Source organism: Prosthecobacter sp., assembly GCF_044378005.1.
Classification (GTDB): Bacteria; Verrucomicrobiota; Verrucomicrobiia; order Verrucomicrobiales; family Verrucomicrobiaceae; genus Prosthecobacter.
The window spans coordinates 1-21,608 of sequence record NZ_JBILYB010000106.1 but is presented as its reverse complement, the minus strand read 5'-3'; the positions used below and the strand labels follow the sequence as shown (position 1 = coordinate 21,608).

The following is a 21,608-nucleotide window of genomic DNA, read 5'->3' as shown; positions in this document are numbered from 1 at the left end:
CGGCTCGGAGGCAACGCAGGCTCGGCCCAATGACCGGCGCGTCTTTCCTGGTGGCGCACTGTTAAGGAAACTGAGCATTGATGAAATGCCGCAGTTCATCAATGTGCTGCTCGGAGACATGTCAGTCGTAGGACCACGCCCGCACATGTTGGAGCACGACACCTTGTTTGCCATGGAGTGCGGCAACTATCCAATGCGGCACAGTGTTAAACCAGGCTTGACAGGCCTCGCCCAAATCCGCGGCCACCGCGGTCCAATCGACAATCCAAGCGAGCTTCAAAAGCGCGTAACCTCCGACATGGAATATTGCCAGAACTGGACGTTTGGTCTGGATCTCAGCATCATCTTCCGCACCTTCTTCCACGTCTTCTCTTTCCACTCGAAGTCCTGCTGAACGTGAACGGATAACCATCTACCCTATCGCGAGGTGCCCCCGTCAACCGAGAAATGTGCCCACCACTCACATCGTTTCCCTGAGCCAGTCAGCCCCCTAATTTTGTGGTAAGTACGCCACTTCCGGTGCCCATTAAAGACCTCACCGTGACGATGTCTCTACTCACCACCAGTGAATCGCTGCAAGCGACCTTATCGCTCGATAAGATCGAAGACGTTACCGCCTGCCTGGCCGCTCTAATGAGGAATAGGGACCATACTTTTTGAGCAAGACGTGGATCGAAATGAAGAACGACGAAAAACCTCTTTGTTGTTGCTGCAACTATTCACGAATTCAGAATGGGCACGGCGGGCGGTAAGCCTAGCAAGCCTAACTGGCAGAAAGGATTGCACGACAACTGAGTCACGCCTACTGCCCCATGGCTGAGGGGCGGTTGTATTGTTCCGATCTTCTGATGCCATTCCATGCCGATGGCGTCGTTTACTATTTTGGCATTCTCTTCGACAAAAAGTTCCGTCCGTCGAGTTTCATCAGAGGTTTGATCGAAGTGTTCAGGTGTAGTCTTAATGCGTTGATTCCTCATTGATGATGGCCGATGCTCACTCCCTTCAAGTTTATGCCGCAGATGAAAACCCAGCCTCAACAAAATAAACACATCGGACTCGTGGAAGACGATCGGGTAATCCGCACCTATCTCACTGCACTGCTGCAAAGTCAGGCAGGGGTGGAGTCTGTGGAGGCTTGGGAGTCAGCGGAGGATTTTGCAGCCCGTCCTTTGGGACGACAAGACCTAAACCTGCTACTGGTGGATTTGGATCTACCTGGTGAGGATGGCATTTCATTGATTCATAAAATTCAGCAAGCACAGCCTGAGTTGCCTTGCATCGTGCTGACTTCGTCCAGCGATCCCCAGGATGTTTTTGCAGCTATGCGGAGCGGAGCATCTGGATATTTAGTGAAGGAATCGAGTCCGGATGAACTGCTCAGCAGTATTAGAATGGTCATCCAAGATGGGGTCACCTTGAGCCCGGTTATCGCCAAACTTCTTGTGGACGAGTTTTTAACGATGGGGAAAGGCGCTCAAATCCGCTCTACTGACTTTCCAAGAGGGGTGAAAAGCCTGACCAAGCGCGAGGTTGAGGTGCTCAAGGTGATTTCTATACATGGCACAGCCAAGGATACCGCGGCAGCACTCGGACTGAGCCATGAAACCATCCGTGTTCACATGAAAAAGATTTACCAAAAACTACACGTCAGATCAAAGACTCAGGCGCTGTCAGTCTGGCATCAAGAGAACTCCAAAAAAGATATTCTTTAGGTTTCCTGAAGACTTTTCGATCCTTGTGCAACTTCACGGGTCAACTTATCGACAATTGTCTTGCTGACTGTCTTCGATAGAAGGGCTTCGTCTTCGATGATTTTGCAGCACTCGACAATGCCAGCCAGGCCAAAGATGGAACAACTACCACGCAAGGCGTGCGCGGCTTTTTTTGCTATTTGGTTTCTGCCTTCTCTCACCGCTTGGCGAATAGTTTCCACGCGCTGCGGAGTTTCTCTCAGCCAGATGTCGATCAATTCCTTGGTGGCCTCCGTTCCGATCTGATTTTCCAAATGAGACTTGGCTGAACGGGCCGCTTCATGGCCTGCTTGTTCTTCCGTCTGGGGCTTCTCTTTTGCGAATCGGGACAGGATGGAGTGCAGGGAGGATGCGTCGAAGGGCTTGGCAAGATAGTCGTCCATACCTGCTTCCAAGCAGCGCACGCGGTCGCCTGGCAGCGCGCTGGCCGTCATGGCGATGATTCTACAGGCAGGTTCTGCAGTGCCAGATTGAGTTTCGATTTCACGGATTCGGCGGGCAGCTTCGTAGCCGTCCATGACTGGCATTTGGCAGTCCATGAGAATGGCGTCGTAAACGTGCTTTTGATGCATTTGAATTGCTTGTTTGCCATTGACTGCGATGTCACTACTACAGCCCATCTTCTGCAGCAGCAAGACCGCGAGTCTGGCGTTTACTTGATTATCCTCAGCCACGAGCACCTTCAATCCAAGATGTTGGTTCACGTCTCGATCCTGATTGGCTGTGACGCACTTCAGTTGAAGCTGCTGAAGCGATTTGCGGATCGCATTCCGCTGCAACGGACGTGAGAGCTGGCTCCAGCCGTCAGGAACACGAATGCCTTCGGAGGCTGCCCGGGTCAGTATGATCCTTGGCTCGTTTGAGGAGGCTTGTTTCCTCCACTTATCAAGAGATCTAACCAAAGTATTGTTGAGCCATGAACCATCAATGAAGAGAACATCAGGTGGCGGGCACTTTTTGCACAGGTCAGCTCGTAGCTTGGCGACGCTGGTGATCTGCTTCAGATTGATCTCAGGACTTTCCAGAGCCGATAACATCGATTCGCGAATATTTTCAGATTCGTCAGCAACCCAAATGGCAGATGAGCGCGATCTTGGCGGCCAACTCTCAATCTGCATCACCGAGCCGATCGAAAATGGAATGCGAAACCAAAAGCGTGAGCCTGTGCCAGGTTCGCTCTCGACTCCGATTTCACCATTTTGGAGAGCGATAAGTTTTTTGCAGATGGCCAGGCCCAGGCCGGTTCCGCCGAATCGGCGTGAATCCGATGCGTCCACCTGGCTGAAAGGCATGAAGAGGCGGTCTCGATCTTCTCTTCGAATGCCGATACCCGTATCCTGCACACTGAACTCGATCCGGTCGCCCAAGCGAATCACGCGAATCACCACGCTGCCTTGTTCGGTGAATTTGACGGCGTTGCCAGCCAGGTTCAGAAGGATCTGGCGAAGGCGTCCAGCATCCCCCTCAATGCTGGCGGGTAATTCAGGGTCGATAATGGTGACCAGTTCCAACCCCTTGGCCTCCGCCTGATACGCCAGGATATCCGCTACGCCATCGACCAAGGCATCCAATTCAACGGAGTGCTTACGTAGCGCAATCTTCCCGGCCTCGATTTTTGCGAAGTCTAGAATGTCGTCTATGATCGTGACGAGCGCATGGCCACTATGCGCGATGGCATCGATCATCTCGGACTGGGAGTGGTCCAGGTCCGTCTCACGCAGCAGACCCGACATTCCGATGACTCCATTCATTGGCGTTCGGATTTCATGGCTGATCATAGTGAGGAAGTCGCTCTTCGCGCGGCTGGCGGCCTCGGCTTTGTCGCGCGCGGCACGCAGTTCCTCCTCGATCTGGCTGCGGCGCTCAGCCTCACGCCGCGCCACGATCATGTTGTTCACGGCGGCAAGAAATGGATCCAGCTCCCTCAGTTCGTCCTTGTCATATCCATCTGGTCGGTTGGCCAGACCGATGAGCCCCACCATTTCCAGTCCGTTGTAAACAGGCAGGCCAAGGAAAGTATGGATAGCAGGGTGGCCAGGCGGAAGCCCGCCGCTCCGAGGATCATTCGCTGCATCATTCGCGATCACCAACTCTCTGCTCAGCAAGGCTGCCCCGAAAAGTGTTTTCAAATTGCGAAACTCGAGCCCATTCGGGCTCATCGTCTCGATATCTTTTCGTATTTCGTCATTCCATGCGATGTCCGTTATCGAGTAAGAGCGCAAGTACGGCGCGCCCTGTTCATCTTTCAACACTTCGGCGATGAAGCCAAAGGTGCTGTGCGTGTGTCGCACGACGACGTCCAGCATCTCGGCAAACACACGGGCCATATTCGTGGCACTGATGAAGTGCTCCTGCGCCGCACGAATGCCATTGAGCAGCTCAGCACGCCGCTTCGTAGCCTCCTCGGAATGCTTGCGGATGTTGATGTCCATCTGCGTGCCGATCATCCTCTGCGGCCTGCCATCTTTGGTGAAGTCAACGATGCGTCCCACATCATGCACCCATTTCCACGAGCCATCTTTGCAGCGTAGACGATGCTCGCAGATATAATCGGGAGTCTCGCCGCTGAGACACTTGTCCATCTTGTCCATCACAGATGGCAGGTCATCTGGATGCACGCGCGAGGCCCAGCTGTCCACGTGCTGCGGCCACTCTCCCGCGTCATAGCCTAGCATCTGCTGCAAGCGGTCTGTGTAAAGCACATAGCCGCTTGTGATGTTCCAGTCCCACACGCCCAGCCCGTTGTTTTGCAGGGCCAAGTGCCAGCGTTCCTCAGTTTGCTGCAGCGTGCGTTGCACCTCCACCAGCTCAGTGATGTCCAACGCGGTTCCGAGTACCTCACGCGCCTTGCCGCTCCCGTCCAGGCTCACTTCCGCGCTGCTGCGGAGATGGCGTAGTTCGCCATCGGGACGAAAGATGCGGTAGGTCATCGTCATTGTCTTCCCGGTCTTCGCCACGGAGTCGATATACTGCATTACTGCGTCGATATCCTCGGGATGAATCGAGCGTCGACAGAACTCCATGTCCACCTCCACCGCCCCCGGCTCATAGCCGTAAATCCGGAACGTCTCATCCGACCAGCGTATCTTACCGCTGCTCAGGTCCAGCGTCCAGTTCCCCAAATGCGAGATCCTCTGCGCCTGCTTGTAGGCCTCCTGCGTCTGCATCAACTCGGTCACGTCCTGCATTGTGCCCACGATCCGGAAGGGTCGGCCCTCCGCATTGTTTTCTGCCGTTGCCAGCGTGTGCACATGGCGAATGCTGCCGTCCGGGCGGTTAATCCGATAGGAAACCTCTTGACTCACTCCTGTCTGAGCCGCTTTCTCAAGCACCGCAAGAAAGCGCGGCAGATCCTCCGCCAGCACGCTCCGCCGCACATGATCCATCGTGGGGGTAAAACTCTGCGGCTCAAAACCGTAGATGCGGAACTTCTCGTCCGACCAATTCAGAATGTCCGCATTCATATCCCACTCCCAGGTTCCCAGATGCGCCAGCCGCTGCCCCTCGTTCATCGCACGTTCACTGCGGCGCAGTGCTGCCTCAGCCTGAAGCCGTTTCATCTGCACACCCAGTTCACCGCCGATATGATTCAGAGTTTCAAGCAGATGTGGGTCTGGCGCATCCAGATGCCTGCTATAAAACTCCAGCACACCACACACCGTCCCGTCCACCAGGATCGGTAGCGCCACGGCTGCATCCAAGTCGCAGGCTGCAGCGGCCTCTCGGCGCGGGAAATTGGCATCCTGCTGCACATCCGTGATCCATTGGCTCGATCCCGAAGCCCAGACCCTGCCCGGCAATCCGATGTCAGACTTCAAGACCAGACTGGAAGAGGCTTCAATGAACCTTCTGTAAGTCGCCTCGTCCTCGCAGCAAAAGCGGGAAAGTTTCAGCGTGCCATCCTCAGATGCCGGCTCCCACCACGCCCCAAACACCGCCTGAAGACTTCCCCCCAGCGCCCTGAGCATCTCTGGGATCAGCTTGTTGATGCAATGCCCGGACGCAATTACCGTCGCCGAGGCATTCTCGAGTTGCCGCCGCAGTTCATTGCGCTTCGTATTGGACACATCCGCCTCCAGGGCCATGAAATGTGTTATTTTGCCTTCCGCGTCCTCGATCGGCTGCACCTCGATGCTCACCCAGTATGAGGTCCCATCCTTTCGGTAGTTGATGATCTCCGAGTGGAACCCTCTACCTTCCCGCAGCCTCTGGCCCATCTCCCGCGCCACAATCGCGTCAGTTCGGGGACCCTGCAGAAAGCTCCCTGGCTTCTTCCCTCGCACCTCCTCGAGCGTCCAGCCTGTGATCCGCTCAAATGCAATGTTTACCCACTCGATAAGGCCCTCCTTATCGGCCAAAATTACAGCGTTGTCCGTGCGCTCGGCCACCATCGCCAACTTCCGCGCTTCAGCCTCCTTTTCGCCTAGCAGTCGGCGCTGCACTTTCAAGCGGGCAGTAATTTCCTGTAGTTCTTGGTTAACTGATCGCTGAACCTGCACCATCTGCAGAAGGTCTTGAGCCGAATCGTGTGGGGCAAAGTCCGTCAAACATAGGCCCAGACGTTCAAGATCATCTGGAGAATTCAGCCAAGGAGTCCCGACGAAGACTCCAAGATCGCAGGACTTCAGTTGCAAAACTTGGCCGCGCATGAGCACGCCATGAGCCCTCAGTTCGAGCAAGAGCAGCTTCCCTTGATTCTCCCCCAGCCATTTGGCGGTCAGTTTTCCTGCCGGGCGCTTTAATTCGAATGCATCCTGCAGTGGGCAGGGCTGTGCTAATCCAGGGTAAAGCCTAAGCGCTGACGCACCTGCCTTGACGATGTTGCCCGTGCTGTCCCACGCAAAGGCGAACGGAAAGCATTCTTCCAGCAGAGGCCATAGTTGATCAGGCTGATTCATGACTTGGATTCAGTGGTGCTTCAAGCCTTCCAATTCACCTGAAAGACATCGTGATCCGCTCCGTCTTCCTGCCGTTGCTCGTGGCAAATGGTGACCGGCGTCGCAAACAATTCACCGAGGCCTTCCAACAGGCCAATCACAAACGCTGACAGACCATGCCGATGGCTTCGATAGTGCAGACGCAAGGAATCTTGTTCGACGTCGGAACATTCAAACTCAGGCGGTCTCAATGCCGGCATCATCATCACGATGCGTGTATGAAAGTTTGGCAAATTCATCAGGAATTCTCTGAGTGACCTGCCGCCCGCCTTCATGAGTTGCCCGTAGCCCTCCTTGGCTGTCTTGAGGACCCACCAGCGACCAAATTCATTCAGCACCACTTCCGCTGGCACGGCCAGAACCGCCGAAGCCGCCGCCACAAGTCGATAGGTGATGTCGTCTGCGTAGGGTTCGTTAGAAATGAACATTTCCTCTTCCACCCCTGCTTGCTGCCGGATTTTCTCCCACACCTCTTCGCCATGATTTGTGACGATCAAATCTTGGACTGCTTTGTTGACCATTCCGTACATGATTTTTGATGAGCTTTGGATAAAAAACCTTAGGTTAACCCAACTCTTGCGAGAACCAATGCCTGATAATCAAATTTATGGGTTAACCCAAACTTCTTCTGGAAAGTGATTTTCAATGATGGTCTAAGAGACACTTAGTCTTAAGTCATTAGTCGAATTGCAACCTTAGTTTCGATGCAATCAAAACAAGTCACGCAACCGCCTATTCTAAGTCGGAACGAATTAGTATTTCGCGCTCTGGCGATCGTGATCATGTTGACGGTTTTTGTGCTTGCGCATTTTTTGCTCATGCGGTGGCTGCCGCATGCACTTTCAGCCATTTCGAAATGGAACTAAACCCTTCATTCACCACGGCCGCCCCTGATCAACGTAAGCGGGCTCGGGACGGGCATCGTCGTAGTAGCGGTGGAAGACCGGGCAGGCGGAGCCGGACATCGGCGGCACCAGCCACGACCAGTCGCCAGGCACCTTGCGGCCGCATTGTTCCTCTCTGGCCACATGCTGCATGAACTGGGCGGAGGCGGTGTGGTGATCGATGATTGCCACTCCCGCTTTTTGAAAGGAATACAGCACGGCGGTGTTGATCTCCACAAGGGCGCGATCCTTCCACAGCAGGCTGCGCTTGGAACGATCGATCCCCATGCGCTCGGCGATGACAGGCAGCAAATTGTAGCGCCACTCATCGCCGAAATTGCGCGACGCGATCTCGGTGCCCATGTAATGACCGCTGAAAGGCGCGGCGGTGAAACGATGGCCACCTCCCACCAGCGCCCGATCCGAGACGGCGGGCACTGCATGCCATTTCAGACCCAGGTCGGCAAACCAGCCGAACTCGGGGTGCGATATCGGCACTTCCAGCACCGCGTGTTTTGGCAGCTCGAACCAGCGCGGCGCGTGGCCGGGGAAATCCACCACCAGCGGCAGCACGTCAAAGGCGGAGCGGTCGCGCGGTGGCTGCCAGCCCAGTTCCATCACCCGCGCCGTAAACGCGACCTGATCCGGATCTCCGAGGACGCTGCCGTCAGTCGCGCGGTAGCCGGCATAACGGATTAGCTGGGTATTCCAGAGGCGGATGCCCTTTTCTTCGGGATCTGTTGGGGCGAAAACCGTGATCGCCGGCCGGATGCGCCCGCCATTAGACGCATACTCAAGGTGTCTCACGCAGGCCTCAAAGACCTCGTCTGGGCTGCCAGCCGTGCGCGCATCGAAAAGATGCAGGCTTTCCCAGAACAAGCGACCGATGCAGCGCGCGTTGTTACGCCAGGCCAGTCGGGCCATGCGCTCGAGTGCGGCCGTCCGCAAAGCGCTCTTCACATCCCCAAGGCGTGCCGAGTCAAGGGCGGTGGACGCCAGGCCCGTATGCGCTAGAGATGAATGGAGAACCGGGGGCATGGTAACAACTAAAGGGATGGGAACCACGTTCGGATGCAAGAATTCTTGAGGACAGGCTCCAGTATCCGCTTAGCCCGGGCCTGCTGGCATGATTCGCAACCGGATAGATTGACCATGCCCAATGCTTCATAGGGAGGGCGGACAAATGGATGGATGGGCGCGGTGACACAATTAATCTCATGCAGAGCGGCATGGCTTCAGAAAGGCGCAAAATGAGTTGCCTCAATTCGGATGAGGCTGGGTGATGTCGCACAATGGCGCTCAGCACTGGCGCAATGCCCACCGAGTGCGCACCAAGCCAACCACACTGAATCGGCGGAAGTGCTGGCCTGATCCAGCAAGGACGGTGATCCTCGGATAGGCGAAGGCCGAGAGTCCTGATAAAGCGAGAAGTGTTCGTTGCAGGTCGCTTGCGGGAAGCGTGTCGATGATCAAAACAAAGCTCCGCGCAACATCAAGAGGCTGGCGAGGCTTCAGGGAGCAGAGTGTTGGCAAAGTGCTGCGGGCTCGGAGGCCCGCGCGCCGTTGCGCCTTCTCAAACACCGGCGTACCGTCCTTCATTGCGGCGGTGATGTCTCTCAGGAGGATGTACCAGCACTAGCCTCTCATACAGCCCCTTCAACGAGATTTCCAGCGGATATGCACCTTACCGAAGTCTGAGTCGATTCGGGCATCAACAGCTACGGCGATCAGGTTCCTATAAACAACGCACAATGCCAGCTTCGTTCGCTGCGATACCCTCCTTGCACTTATAGTGCTCGAAGTCTTTGCTGGCGCGCGCTGAACCTAATTGAATACTGGGTGAATCGAGGTTGTGCGCAATTTTTAGAACAGCCAGAATTTTTTTCAACAAGGTCGTGCTGTTGCCGACAATCAAAGGACGATACTCTTCACATAGAAAGTCGAGTAGGCTACTTTTGCCTTCCCAGGCCCGCCGCAAATAGCGCCAGTGCATCTTAATTAAAATGCATTGCGATAAAATATGTTAGCCGTCATTAGGGACTTCATCCGGCGTCATGCGTCTTGTGGCAGCGACCAGACAACCCGATCCGCTAAGGCTTCCTCGGTCTGGAACAGCTCGAATTTAAAGGGTTAACTCAATGAATGAATTGAAGCCACCATAATTACCATGTATAAATAAAACACCAAGAAAGTGATCGCCGCGTTAACCAATTAACTCGTCGGATTACGAGACTCGATACGAGATGTTAGAATTTATAGGGGTAACCCAACCTGAATTTTGCTTTTAATATAATTTCCATTCTTATTTGAATTAGTTGTAAATCATGATCGCTACATTAACCAGTTATTACCACCAACTCATGCGCATTGCTCTGGCGCTGCTGGTGTATGCTGGTCTTCTTCTAAACGTCTTTATTTATGGTCAGACACCACTGGAGACTGAAGAGGCACTCAATCTACTGAAGAGTCTGCGTGGCCAGCCAGTGCCTTCGCCATCGCAGCTGGATCAATTCATTGCAGACAGACAAGCCGCACTTCAACTCGGCAAGGCGTTCTTCTGGGACGTACAAGCCGGCAGTGATGGACGAACAGCCTGTGCGACTTGCCACTACCATGCAGGCGCTGACAGCCGGGGAGTGAACACGTTAGCCCCACCGCTCCTAGCTCAGGGAGGTGCCATGCCACCCCTGCGTGCTGGCGCCAATGCCACGCTGGGTCATGAAGACTTTCCTTTTCATCGGCTGGCAGACCCAGATAATAGACGTTCTCAGCTGGTTCGCAGCACCACTGACATCGTTGGCTCCCAGGGAGTGGTAGCAGAGACTTTTGTGAAGACCAGCCCCCGCCGTGCGGATGAGGTTCGTCAGGAACGCCCGGATTCCATTTTTCAATTCCAAGGCGGGAACGTGCGCCGTGTGACCCCGCGAAATGCTCCATCGGTCATTAACGCAGTGTTTTATTTGCGCAACTTTTGGGATGGCCGCGCTCAGGACATCTTCAATGGCGTGAACGCCTTCGGCAGTCGTGACGAAACTGCTGCCGTTTTCAGAGCGTTGAATCCTGCGGACATGACCCCGGCACGGTTGCGCCTTCCCTGGTCCAGTTTAGCCTCCCAAGCGGTCGGGCCGCCTCTCAGTGACATTGAAATGTCTGCAGACGGGCGTAGATTCGCCGATATCGGCAAAAAGCTTCTGACTCTGAAGCCTCTGGCCAGGCAGCGTGTTCATTCAGAGGATAGTGTTCTTGGCCCCCTCGTCCGCCCTGGCCAGCTCGGCCTCAGCAGCGCCACCTATAGGGATCTGATCATGCGGGCTTTCCGGCCTGAATGGTGGCAGGGTACTCAGAGGGTTAGGCTGGAAGGCCGCACTCATCGGCTGGTCGCCTCAGACGCACCAGTGCTCGAGCAGGACTATAATCAGATGGCGTGGAATTTCGCCCTCTTCTTCGGTCTCGCCGTGCAGGTGTATGAAAGTACCCTGATCTCAGACCAGAGCCCGTTTGATCGTTACATGGAGGGTCAGTATTCAGCTTTGACCGCTCAGCAGCAGATGGGGCTGTCAGTTTTCCAGGGTAAGGGTAAGTGTGTGTCCTGCCACTCTGGCGCAGAAACGAGTGCCGCAGCCGTCAGTCAAGTGCGCGATGACCGTATCGAACGTATGGAATTTGCCTCCACCGCAGATCCGGGCGGCAATGTTGGCGACATTCTAAACACCACCGGCCGGCGCGTCATTTATGACAATGGTTTTTACAACATTGGTGTGCGCCCCACCCGCCAGGACCTTGGCATCGGGACAGACGACCCTTTTGGCCTACCTTTGGCAGAATCCAGGCTTTTTATGGCCCGCCAGTCTGGTCGTCTAGGCATACCGACACCTGCCGGTTTGAAGGCGGACGGGCGTTTCGCCCCAGTTGGAGACGGTGCCTTCAAGACACCCATCCTGAGGAATGTGGAATTGACAGCACCTTACTTTCACGACGGGGGCCAGCTCACTCTGATACAGGTGGTCGAGTTCTATAACCGGGGGGGGGATTTTCGGGATGAAAACATCCGCGACATCCCACCAGACATCACCCACCTGCACCTTACCGAGCAGGAGAAGGAGGCACTGGTCGCCTTCATGATTAGCCTCACGGACGAGCGGGTCAGGCGCAGATCAGCACCCTTTGATCATCCGCAGCTGCCGCTGCCGCTCGGGCACCTTCCAGGAGGAGCGACCCGCTTCATCGACATCCCAGCTACCGGAAGACTGGGCGGCCAGCCGCTCCCGAACTTTCCACTCACACCCAGCTCCAAGCTTCCCCAGCCATGAACCACTGTGCTGAACAGCTTTCTCAAAAATTTCAGAGCGACTGCAACCAACAATTGGCCGCCTGCTACCTGCGCTCCTACGCCGGAAAGGCCCGCAAGCTCGCCCGCAGCAAGCCCCTCAAAGGCAAGCCGCGCATCACCACCACGCTCGACCGCCACGCCAACGCCCTCGCGAAGATTGCTGACATGATTGTCCCCTGACCCCCCCACACCCAACAGCCCATGTACCACGAAACCATCTGTCATACCGGCATCGACCAGTTATCATCGTCTTTTGGCAAAATAAATCAGACTCCAAAAAATGTGGGCAAAAGACGCTCCCGCAGCCGGGGCCAATCAGCATCTGTATCCTGCGCCGAGTTACCGTCCCGGTCCGCATCCGCCGGCCGACGCCCCGGCCGCCCATGCAAATATACCTCTCTCTATCCGGAGGGCCAGCTTCCTCCAGAGACGTGCTGGCAACGTCCTGATGTTCCAACATGGCAACCACCGACGTTGGTCAGCAAGGTAAAGCTCACACAGAAGCAGATGCTTAATCTTCTAGGCGACTTCCTGGGCCAGCGCTCACGAGTTCTCCAGCGCGCCGCACGGCTTGCCACGAAGCGGCAGGATTTGGGCCAGGCACAAAGTCTCACCCTTGTGAGTAACGTCTTCGCAGACACCTCGACGCAGCTCGCTGCTTACGCCTGATCCTAGTTTTAATCGATCAATCTCTACTCACATGAATAGCCGCTCCTACCCACCCATTCCGACGCTCAGCCCTGACTTGCTGCGACCAGACCTTTATGCACCGCGCATACCCATTCGTCCGCGGAAAACAAAAACCTTGGCAGATGAGGAGCAAGTGCCGAACTACTTCGCCGCCGTCCAGTGCCTGCGTCAGCGCGTGCAGGAACTGATGATGCTCGCCGCAGAGGCAAGCGCTCAGGGTGACACAGAGACCTTTCAGCAGCTCACCACAGAGGCCCGCGGTCTCGGCCTCTCCGCCATCTTGCTCTCATTGCGCTCCCAGCCTGCCCAGGCCGCAAGCAGCCCCTCCCGTTTCAACTAATCACCTCAATTCCCAGCCCCCCCCAACATGAAAAACAAAACCACCCCAGCTACAGAGCTTAGTCGTCGTTCGATTCTGAAAAAAGGAGCTGCAGCTGCTCTTGGCAGCGTCTTCAGCATCGGCAACCCAGCCCGTGCGGATGACGAATATAAGTTGGACAGTCAGTTCGACACCTGCCTCCAGAACGCTACCATCCCGCGCTGGACAGAGGCCTGCCCGATCTTCCAGCCACTGCCCGCCCTGAGCAATGGCACCCTGCCTGCCGAATACGGTGGCAAGGCCGTCGGCGACGTGCTGCATGGCGTGGCTCCTGAGTATTTTGACCACCCGGAAGACTGGGATGAGCATCCTACCGCCTTCTTCAGAATGGAAGCGGTGGCCGCCACTGAGCAGATCCTGCCAGCCTCCATGGGCTTGAACACCCCAGTCTGGCGTTATGAGGGAATCGGGCCCAATGGCAAGCGTGTGGCACGTCCACAGTTCCGCTTCCACATTGGCCAGCCCGCCCTGGTGCGTTTCACTAACAAGCTTCCTGAAGAGCTCAGCGTGCACATGCATGGCGGCCACTGGCCCAGCCACTCAGACGGCCACGCCTCCTTCCTCACTCTGCCTGGTGAAGAGCGTGACTACTACTACCCGAACGTGCTGCCAAAGCTCAATGGCAAGCCCGACATCAGCGAGGCACCGTCCTCCATGTGGTTTCACGACCATGCTGCAGACCTGACCGCCATCCATGTGGCGCGCGGACTGTCTGGCACCGCCCCCTGCTTTGATGACCTGGAGTGCGCTCTTCTGCGGGAACAAGTGCTGCCTGGCCTCGGCATTGAGTCTGACAAGATGGGTGAATTCCCCAATCCCTATGACTGCTGGCTGGCCTTTGGGGATAGGGTTTTCCATCCCTCCGGCGCGATTTGGTATGACTCAAACAATCACAATGGCTACCTCGGCAACGTGGAGACCGTCAACGGCAAGGCCTATCCTGTGCTGAAGGTGGAGGCGCGCAAATACCGCTTCCGCATGCACGGTGCCTCCACCGCCCGCCACCGCCGCCTGCGGTTGAGCAATAATGCTAGCTTCCTGCGTATCGCCAACGATGCCTGGCTTTTCCCGAAACCTCAGCGGGTGCAGGCCATCTGCCTTTCCCCCGGCAAACGCGCGGACGTCATCATCGACTTCTCGAAGTACCGCCCCGGCACGAAGATCTTTGTGGAAAACATCTTGCCACAGGTTAACGAGCGCGGGCCTGAGGGTGAGTTAGATGACGCCGACAATCCAGAGCTGACTGGCACCCCGGCCTTCCGTCATCAGTTGCTGATGTTTGAGGTGGTCAAAGCCGATCCTCGTTACCCGAACGCCAGCATCGACGAGAACACCTCCCTGCGTCCGCACATCAAGATTGAGGACGCCGACATCGCCATGCGCCGCACGTTCAGCTTCCAGCGGAAAAACGGCCAGTGGGCCATCAATGGTGCCTTCTACGATGAACGCATCGCCAACGCCTGCCCCACCCTGGGCACCGCCGAGGAGTGGACCCTGGAGAACAGCAGCGGTGGCTGGTGGCACCCCATCCACATCCATTTGGAGTCCCACCAGCAGATACGAAACAACAAGACCGGCAAGCCGCTCTACTACCAAAACCAGTTCAAGCAGGACCTGACCATGCTCGGTGGCAATACCAGCATCACCGTCCGCCAGAAGTTCCGCACCTTCAAAGGGCCCTTCGTCTTCCACTGCCATAACAATGAGCACGAAGATCTGGAGATGATGTTCCAGTTCGATCCCCGGGCTGTCGGCTCTCAGAAGCCGCAGCGTGTTCAGCAGTTCTTCCATTGATCTCCAGGCGCACCTGCGAGGCCCCCCACCCGAAACCAACAAATGAGGCATACTCGTCTCTATCTCCTCAGGCTGCGTGTCTTCGCAGCGCTGCTGGGCCTGCTCCTGGCCCAGCAGCGCCCGGCGCGGGCCACTGAGACCCTGGATGAAACCGCTCTGCGCAACGAGGGGCTTAAGCTCATGCGTCGCAGTTACCTGGATGAGTTTGAGGATATCGCCCTCGTCAACCACCGTGGTGAAAAGGTCCGCTTTTTCACCGACCTGGTGAAGAAACGGGCCGTGGTCATCAACTTTTTCTACACGCGTTGTGATGGCGCCTGCCCCCTGGCCAATGGCCGCATGGCCCAGCTGAGGCGGGCGCTTCAGGCGGATTTTGGCCGTAGCATCACGCTCCTCTCCATCTCGGTGGATGCAGAGCATGACACGCCTGCCATCGTCAGCCGCTACGCCCGCATGGCCACCCAGGAATCCGCTGAGCCGGATATGCCAGACTGGCAGTTCCTCACCGGTGATCCAGAGGCCATCTACCGCGTGCGTCAGCAGCTCGGTTATGTCAGCGCAGACCCGGCAAAGGATCGCGATCCCAGCCAGCACGGTGCCATGATCATGATGGGGAATCACGCCACCGGTCGCTGGGGCATGATCAACTCCGCCTTGGAGCTGGAACTGCTGATGTCCCGCGTGAAACGGCTGGCAGGCTGGACTCAGGGCATTCGGTATGGTGACATCCGCCGGAAAGCGGAGGCCACCTACAGTGGACAGCCTGCCTTCGCCGCCAGGCCTGCAGAGGAGCCCGAAGGTCCTGAACAGCCTTTGCCAATCCTAGGGCGCGCCGTTGCAGACATCGAGGCCACGGAGCGCAGCGGCCGCCCCGTGAAGCTATCGGACCTGCGGGGCAAGGTGGTCGTCGCCGGTCACTTCTACACGGTCTGCCCACATGGCTCGAAGGCGGTGATCGCCACCATGAGCCAGCTCAACCAGACGTTTGGCAACAACGGGCGCTTCCACCAGGTGGCCTTCTCTCCGGCCTCTGAGCGTGAGACTCCCGCCTTCTTCCAGGCCTATGCTCGAAACCTGGGACTCACTGACGACTGCCGCTGGTGGTTCATCACCGCTCCTGAGGTGCGGCTCGCGGGCTTCATCACCCACAACCTCGGTCTCCAGCCCCCTCGTTCCATCCCACCGGAGGAGCGGCTGAATCCCTTCGACCTCTATGAACACGATCTCCGTGTGGTGCTCATCGACGCTCAGGGCCGCATCCGCGGGCGCTATGAGGTCTTCAACGCCAACCCGGACATCAGCCAGGAAAATGGCCAACTCCTCATCCGCCACGTCCGCCAACTGCTGGAGGAACCCATTGAGAAAAAAGTCTCCGCCAATTGATCCCCCTATGAAAAACAAATTCCTCCAACGCCTCGCCATTCTCTCCGCCGCCAGCACTCTCGGGGCGGCTGAACCACCCGCCACCTACACCTACTCTGGCCAGATCGCCGGGGTGGTCTGCACCGCCTGCTCCTCCGTTGTCAAAACAGCTCTGGAGAAACTGGAAGGCGTGCAGAGCGTCCGAATCACCTTGGACCCCAAAGGCGGTGCACCACGCATCGTCATCACCTCCACCTCCCCGGACATCACCCGCACCGCCGCCGTGAAGGCGCTCGGTAAAGCCGCCGCAGACTACCAGATCCTCAGCCTAGAGCGCCAGAAATAATTTGTCTCGGACACCCCAGTCAACGCCCCCCACACCCATCAAAGCCATGAAACCCGCCGCATCCTCCTGCCTCCTCATCGCCCTCGCTGGCCTTAGTGTCAGCGACACTCACGCCGCCGAAGCTAGGTTTGAATCTCGCCGCACCGTTCGCCACGTAGCTGGTGAGCGGGAAACTCCTGAAGCTGGTGAAGCCGTCGAAGTCAGAGCCGCTATTCCAGTGCCTGGCGCGACTCCTGGCACCACGCCAGCCGCTCCAGTCGTGGACCAGCGTCAGGGTCGTGGAACCGACGACGCAGCCCCTGCTGCTACTCCCGGCGCTCCAGTCGTTGACCAGCGTCAAGGCCGTGGAACCGACGACGTCGTTGCTGCTACTCCCACTGGCACTCCAGTCATGGACCAGCGTCAAGGTCGTGGAACCGATGACGTCGTTGCTGTTGTTACCACCACCGGCGCTCCAGTTGTTGACCAGCGTCAGGGTCGTGGAACCGACGACGTCGTTGCTGTAGTTACCACCACCGGCGCTCCAGTCGTGGATCAGCGCCAAGGTCGCGGAACCGATGACGCAGCTCCTGCTACTACCACCACCGGCGCTCCAGTCGTGGACCAGCACCAGGGTCGTGGAACCGATGACGCAGCTCCTGCTACTACCACCGCTGGCGCTCCAGTCGTGGACCAGCGCCAAGGTCGTGGAACCGATGACGCCGTTGCTGTTGTTACCACCACCGGCGCTCCAGTTGTGGACCAGCGCCAAGGTCGCGGAACCGATGACGTCGTTGCTGTAGTTACTACCACGGGCGCTCCAGTTGTGGATCAGCGCCAGGGTCGCGGAACGGACGATGCAGCCCGTGCTACGGTTACCCGTGCCGCTCTTGTGGGACAGAGGCGTGGCCGTGGCACCGATGACGCAGCACGCGCTGCGGCCATCGTTGGTAATACGGTGATCATGACGACACCGCAGTCAGTCCCTGCCGCCCGCGTCGAGGACAACACCAAGACCGACCACTCATCCAACATCGAGTTTGGCACCTCCAAGGATCCACAGTGGACACAGACCATGCAGCCCATGGCGACTGTGGAGACGAAGAGTGGTCGCCGCAGCCTTTTGGTATGGATCGATGCCGTGAACAATGCCACACCTGGAGCAGACCTGGAGACGGGCGAATGGGTGGGGAACCTGCCCGAAGGCCAAAAGCTCCGCTTTGCCATCTACTCCTCCGCCGCCCAGGCCGCCACAGCCGCCAATATGTGGACGGCACCAGGCCGGGCCAAGCGCCACGATGGGGCGCTTTGGAGCGATGAAACGGGCATCGTCAGCTGGTCCGCAAAAGCCATCGAGCAGGCTGGATCTGATGATTCCCCGCCTGGACGCATCGCTGGACTTGTGATGGATGACTCCAAAGTCAGCCGCAACCGCGCTGCGGTGCAGCCTGGCCAGGTGGTGCAGATCTACGGCCCCGCCCAGAGCGCCATGAACGGCAACGTGACCCGCAAAGTCCTCTGGACCAGCGCCCCCCTTCCCTAATCAACCTTAACAACAAACTCTCACCTCTCAATTCCGAAAACATCCCACCTCAAGTATCATGAAAACGAAATTCTTATCACTCCTGGCAGCGTTCGCCGCCGTCGTCCCTGTTTCCGTCTCGGCCCAGACCGCACCTGTCGCTCCCGTCTCGCTCGGCTGGCATACCTTCGACTACGGTTCCACGACTGCCCTGCCGCAGAGCTCCATCTCCCTGTTCGAAGGTCAGCTCACCATCACGGGCCGTAGTGGCATCACTGACTATTACGGTGGCGCAGGCTCGCTGACAAATGGCACCGCCTCGACGCTGTTCTACACCCACCACACTGATGTGTTGATTGGCGGCATAGGCACCACCGGCACGGGCATCCATTCGGATCTTAGCTCCTCCAGCGAACTGGTCTTCCAGTTCAACAATGGTGTGGCGCGGTTGGATGAAATGGCACTGATCGTGAACGGCCTGGACTTCGGCCTCTCCGCCTATGACATCCTGGACCTGCCAGGTTACAATCTGGAGAATGACGACCCCTTCCTCTGGATGAATACGAGCGCTGGTCTGATCACTCTGAATGAGCAGCAGATCCGGGCCGCTACCAGCTTCCTGCCAGGTGAGGGCACCCTGCTCAGCCCAGGATTGACGTCTGGAGACGAGTCAGGTTACATCGACTTTGCCAGCTTTACCGGCGCCCTCGGCTTGGGCACGGAAGTGACCGTCAGCAGCTTCGGCCTGCGTGAAACGTATGGGGACATCTATCTCAAAGATGTGATCGTGAACGGCTTCATCGCAGACGCCCCTGTTGCCGTGCCGGAGCCTGGCTCCGCCTTGCTGCTGGGCCTCGCTGCCCTGCCTGTGCTGCGCCGCCGCCGCAAGGCCCAGGCCTGAGGCATCTTTTAGCAACGAATTCTCACAACGGGCTGTTGTGAACGCAAAGAGAGCCGGAGCGGGGCAGTGGTGTGTTCCCGTTCCGGCCATCAGCCCGCCATTTCTTAACACCACAGACTAGTTGACCGCAATTTTCCAATCCCACCCACTGCAGCCAGCCCACTGCAGCCAGCCCACTGCAGCCAGCCCACTGCAGCCAGCCCACTGAAACGTCATGAAAACACACCACCTGCTTCTTCTGACCTGTCTCGTCATTCTTTTCCCGTCCCTGCATACCCAAGCCCAGATTGCCCCTCCCACACCGCCACTGCCTGTAGGCGCCACCGTGCCTGGTTATACGGAGGGTCCCATTTCTGCCATTACCCTAAACAGGGACCTCAGCGCCACCATGACGGTGCTGGGAACCAAGGTCCATGTGCCAGAAAGTGCCCTGATCGACTCCCCCACTGCCCGACTCTCCACCCGGCAGCTCTGCTCCAAAACGCACCTACCCAACCGTGCCGAGCCCGGTTTCCTGGGTGGCACGGCGCTAATCAATGGGGTGGTGGATGTGGCAACAGGCAAGTTTACCGCCACAGATATGGCGGTGGAGCCAGCGGAAAACGTGCTCATCGGGGTCGTCACCTCAGTTTCCCCTCTGAGCATTCTGGAGACAGAGATCGCAATCATCAATGACCCGCGCATCCCGTTCAGCGCGATCAATCTCTTTGGTTTTGAGGTTTATTATGACGAAATCGCTGTCGCTGATGCCGTCTCGGCGGCGGGGTATTTTGCCGGCGGAAAAATGAATGTCTTTAGCTTGGAGCTGCCTGAGACAGCCCGGCTGATCAATGAGAACTCTCAGATCAACATACGCCGTGGCTATTCCCGCGAGCGCAGCCCGAACATCCGCCGTGGAGACGAGGTGAAGATGGATGGCTTCTACCACGAGCGGCACCGACAAGTGCCCATCATCCGCGTCTTCCGCGTCGAGGCCACAGGGGATACTCTGATCGGTTCAGCGACGGCTGTGGCAGATGGTGTGACGCCTCAGTTTGGTGTGTGGAACGCCGACCTAGTCACGGCGACCTCCACCGACCCCATTCTTGGTGCGGCACCAACCAAGTTGAAAGTGGTGATGACAGACTCTCAGGGCTTCGTCGTCACTGAACTCTTTGATCCTGAAATCATCCCCTAACCTCCGGCATCCTGTCGGCGGCATCCTCCCTCTGCCTGCCTCTGTGATTCGATTCCTAGCCTTTGGCCTTCCCCTCCTCTTTGCCTACTTATCTTTTTTACTGAAAGCGCACACCGACAGCGAGCCGGAGGCTTATCCGCCAGCAGGCCAGTCTGCCCAGCAAGAAAGCGAAGAACCTTCACCTCCGCCCCCCCCACCACCAGAAGTGAAAAAACCTGAGCTGGCTCACTATCAGTCCCTCTGGAATAAGTCCGTCTTCACCACTAATGAACTGCCAGAACTCATCCCCGAGCCTCAGGAAATCCCTGTGGATGACTCCTGGGCGCGCTCACTAGTTTTGGCAGGTTGGGTTGACCTTAATGGCCAGGCGACTGCATACGTGCACTATCTAGAAGATGGGCGCATTCTGGCTCTCGGCGTCGGAGAGCCTGCAGATGATCCCGATGGCCTGGAGGTGGTTGAGGTGCAGGGGACAGACACCTGTTTGGACCTGAAAGCACTTGTCCGGCAGAACGGCCAAGAGGCCTGGATCAAACCCCGAGATGCTTCCCCACCTGAGGTAAAACCGAAAATGGAAACCAATGCCGTAACCCCCCCAAACTCCGTGGACTCGCTGGCCGCCACGGTGACAGGTCCTGTAATTTTAGATGGGGACACGCCCTCTTACGGCTCGTCTAACCAGGGAGATCCTGGGGCAGACCTGAATGCTGAAGCCGCGCCGACACCCATCCCACAAGCATCCATGCGGCGGCTCCAGGAGAGGCGGGAAAGGCTTTATCGAAACTTCCCCCGCAGCTCCGAGCAATGATTCTTCCAGGTGAATGACAACCTACTTTTTTGAAAACAAAACGATATGAATGATAGGCCTAATCCCCCTAATCATAGCGCATCTTCCGACTTCTCTCGGCGCTCATTTATGACAGGAGTCGCAGGTCTTGGCGGTGTTGCTGGTGGAGTGTCCGGATCAAGCACTCAACCTCTGCAAATGGGTCCCTTGAATGGGCACAGTAGGAGTCATATGGCTGAAAAGCTGCGAATCCAGGCTGCCAAGGCCCAGCGGCAGATCACCCCAGCCGAGCATCCAAGCTCACGAGATGATATTGCATACCCTACTTTCATAGGCAGTTTCACAAAGGCTCTGCCGCATAACGCTTTGGGTGAAGTGGTGCCATCGGCCTACATGGCACTGAAGCGGGCATTGATCTCAGGCAGCCAGGAGGAGTTTGCCAATGTGCCTGTTGGTGGATCCGTTCGGTTGGCAAACCCCCAAGCTGCTTATGCATATCAACTCGAAGGTGCTGACTCACACCATTTGCCCATGCCTCCAGCTCCAGCGCTCGCCAGTGCTAGGTCAGCGGGTGAGATGACTGAGCTCTATTGGCGTGCTTGGACTCGTGACATTCCCTTCATTGACTACAACTCAAATGATCACATCGCCAGCGCCGTCGCAGACCTCAATAGATTATCTGACTTTAATGGACCCAAAACGGGCAACCAGGTCAATACCAGCAACATCTTTCGTGGCCACACCAAAGGTGATCTTACCGGTCCATTAG

The 21,608-nt window shown here is 57.1% G+C and carries 18 protein-coding genes and 2 pseudogenes; 15 read left to right on the top strand and 5 right to left on the bottom strand.

Features of this window, described 5'->3' with window-relative positions; all coding sequences use genetic code 11:
• Together AC6FTP_RS18310 and AC6FTP_RS18305 are read left to right on the top strand one after the other, a co-directional pair.
• Positions 1 to 394: sugar transferase (locus tag AC6FTP_RS18310; RefSeq protein WP_497208356.1), on the top strand; the 394-nt coding region annotated here is incomplete at its 5' end.
• Between the two features lie 595 nt (positions 395 to 989).
• The gene (locus AC6FTP_RS18305) at positions 990 to 1,712 is read left to right on the top strand and encodes a response regulator transcription factor (protein WP_497208355.1); all 723 of its coding nucleotides are present in this window, start codon (positions 990 to 992) and stop codon (positions 1,710 to 1,712) included.
• Here the strand turns inward: AC6FTP_RS18305 and AC6FTP_RS18300 are convergent.
• The 4 genes from AC6FTP_RS18300 to AC6FTP_RS18285 form a co-directional block, all read right to left on the bottom strand.
• Positions 1,709 to 6,649, bottom strand: a complete 4,941-nt coding sequence (locus tag AC6FTP_RS18300; RefSeq protein ID WP_497208354.1) for a PAS domain-containing protein — start codon at positions 6,647 to 6,649, stop codon at positions 1,709 to 1,711. The genes AC6FTP_RS18305 and AC6FTP_RS18300 overlap by 4 nt on opposite strands.
• Before the next feature lie 20 nt (positions 6,650 to 6,669).
• A complete protein-coding gene (locus AC6FTP_RS18295) occupies positions 6,670 to 7,209 on the bottom strand; it encodes a heme NO-binding domain-containing protein (protein WP_497208353.1) in 540 nt (179 codons plus the stop codon).
• A gap of 354 nt (positions 7,210 to 7,563) precedes the next feature.
• Positions 7,564 to 8,496 carry a nitric oxide synthase oxygenase gene (locus tag AC6FTP_RS18290; RefSeq protein WP_497208352.1) on the bottom strand — a complete coding sequence of 311 codons (933 nt, stop codon included), beginning with the start codon at positions 8,494 to 8,496 and terminating at the stop codon, positions 7,564 to 7,566.
• 811 nt (positions 8,497 to 9,307) lie between these two features.
• Positions 9,308 to 9,565: a hypothetical protein gene (locus tag AC6FTP_RS18285; RefSeq protein WP_497208351.1), complete on the bottom strand. Its 258-nt coding sequence runs from the start codon at positions 9,563 to 9,565 to the stop codon at positions 9,308 to 9,310.
• A 331-nt stretch (positions 9,566 to 9,896) separates the two neighbouring features.
• On the opposite strand from AC6FTP_RS18285, the gene AC6FTP_RS18280 reads away from it, so the two are divergent.
• The 7 genes from AC6FTP_RS18280 to AC6FTP_RS18250 all read left to right on the top strand — a co-directional run bounded on the left by AC6FTP_RS18280 (position 9,897) and on the right by AC6FTP_RS18250 (position 16,473).
• The gene (locus AC6FTP_RS18280) at positions 9,897 to 11,882 is read left to right on the top strand and encodes a cytochrome-c peroxidase (protein WP_497208350.1); all 1,986 of its coding nucleotides are present in this window, start codon (positions 9,897 to 9,899) and stop codon (positions 11,880 to 11,882) included.
• On the top strand, positions 11,879 to 12,082 hold the full coding sequence (locus AC6FTP_RS18275; RefSeq protein ID WP_497208349.1) for a hypothetical protein: 204 nt from the start codon (positions 11,879 to 11,881) through the stop codon (positions 12,080 to 12,082). Before AC6FTP_RS18280 ends, AC6FTP_RS18275 begins: the two co-directional genes overlap by 4 nt.
• Before the next feature lie 327 nt (positions 12,083 to 12,409).
• On the top strand, positions 12,410 to 12,571 hold the full coding sequence (locus tag AC6FTP_RS18270; RefSeq protein ID WP_497208348.1) for a hypothetical protein: 162 nt from the start codon (positions 12,410 to 12,412) through the stop codon (positions 12,569 to 12,571).
• Between the two features lie 31 nt (positions 12,572 to 12,602).
• On the top strand, positions 12,603 to 12,932 hold the full coding sequence (locus AC6FTP_RS18265; RefSeq protein ID WP_497208347.1) for a hypothetical protein: 330 nt from the start codon (positions 12,603 to 12,605) through the stop codon (positions 12,930 to 12,932).
• Between the two features lie 27 nt (positions 12,933 to 12,959).
• A complete protein-coding gene (locus tag AC6FTP_RS18260; protein WP_497208346.1) occupies positions 12,960 to 14,765 on the top strand; it encodes a multicopper oxidase family protein in 1,806 nt (601 codons plus the stop codon).
• Between the two features lie 42 nt (positions 14,766 to 14,807).
• Positions 14,808 to 16,148, top strand: a complete 1,341-nt coding sequence (locus tag AC6FTP_RS18255; RefSeq protein WP_497208345.1) for an SCO family protein — start codon at positions 14,808 to 14,810, stop codon at positions 16,146 to 16,148.
• A 7-nt stretch (positions 16,149 to 16,155) separates the two neighbouring features.
• Positions 16,156 to 16,473 (top strand): cation transporter, encoded by a 318-nt coding sequence (locus AC6FTP_RS18250; protein ID WP_497208344.1) that lies wholly within the window; start codon positions 16,156 to 16,158, stop codon positions 16,471 to 16,473.
• 19 nt (positions 16,474 to 16,492) lie between these two features.
• Here AC6FTP_RS18250 and AC6FTP_RS18245 read toward each other — a convergent pair whose 3' ends face one another.
• A complete protein-coding gene (locus AC6FTP_RS18245; RefSeq protein WP_497208343.1) occupies positions 16,493 to 17,224 on the bottom strand; it encodes a hypothetical protein in 732 nt (243 codons plus the stop codon).
• Here AC6FTP_RS18245 and AC6FTP_RS18240 point away from each other — a divergent pair.
• The 6 genes and pseudogenes from AC6FTP_RS18240 to AC6FTP_RS18215 all read left to right on the top strand — a co-directional run.
• Positions 17,210 to 17,995 (top strand): hypothetical protein, encoded by a 786-nt coding sequence (locus AC6FTP_RS18240; protein WP_497208342.1) that lies wholly within the window; start codon positions 17,210 to 17,212, stop codon positions 17,993 to 17,995. The two genes, AC6FTP_RS18245 and AC6FTP_RS18240, sit on opposite strands and share 15 nt — an antisense overlap.
• Before the next feature lie 58 nt (positions 17,996 to 18,053).
• Positions 18,054 to 18,875, top strand: a complete 822-nt coding sequence (locus tag AC6FTP_RS18235; protein WP_497208341.1) for a PEP-CTERM sorting domain-containing protein — start codon at positions 18,054 to 18,056, stop codon at positions 18,873 to 18,875.
• Between the two features lie 214 nt (positions 18,876 to 19,089).
• A complete protein-coding gene (locus AC6FTP_RS18230; protein ID WP_497208340.1) occupies positions 19,090 to 20,052 on the top strand; it encodes a hypothetical protein in 963 nt (320 codons plus the stop codon).
• 43 nt (positions 20,053 to 20,095) lie between these two features.
• Positions 20,096 to 20,860 (top strand): hypothetical protein, encoded by a 765-nt coding sequence (locus AC6FTP_RS18225; RefSeq protein WP_497208339.1) that lies wholly within the window; start codon positions 20,096 to 20,098, stop codon positions 20,858 to 20,860.
• A 45-nt stretch (positions 20,861 to 20,905) separates the two neighbouring features.
• Positions 20,906 to 21,013: pseudogene (locus AC6FTP_RS18220) on the top strand (twin-arginine translocation signal domain-containing protein); the annotation flags it as partial.
• Between the two features lie 57 nt (positions 21,014 to 21,070).
• Positions 21,071 to 21,608, top strand: a pseudogene (locus AC6FTP_RS18215) (phosphoesterase); the annotation flags it as partial.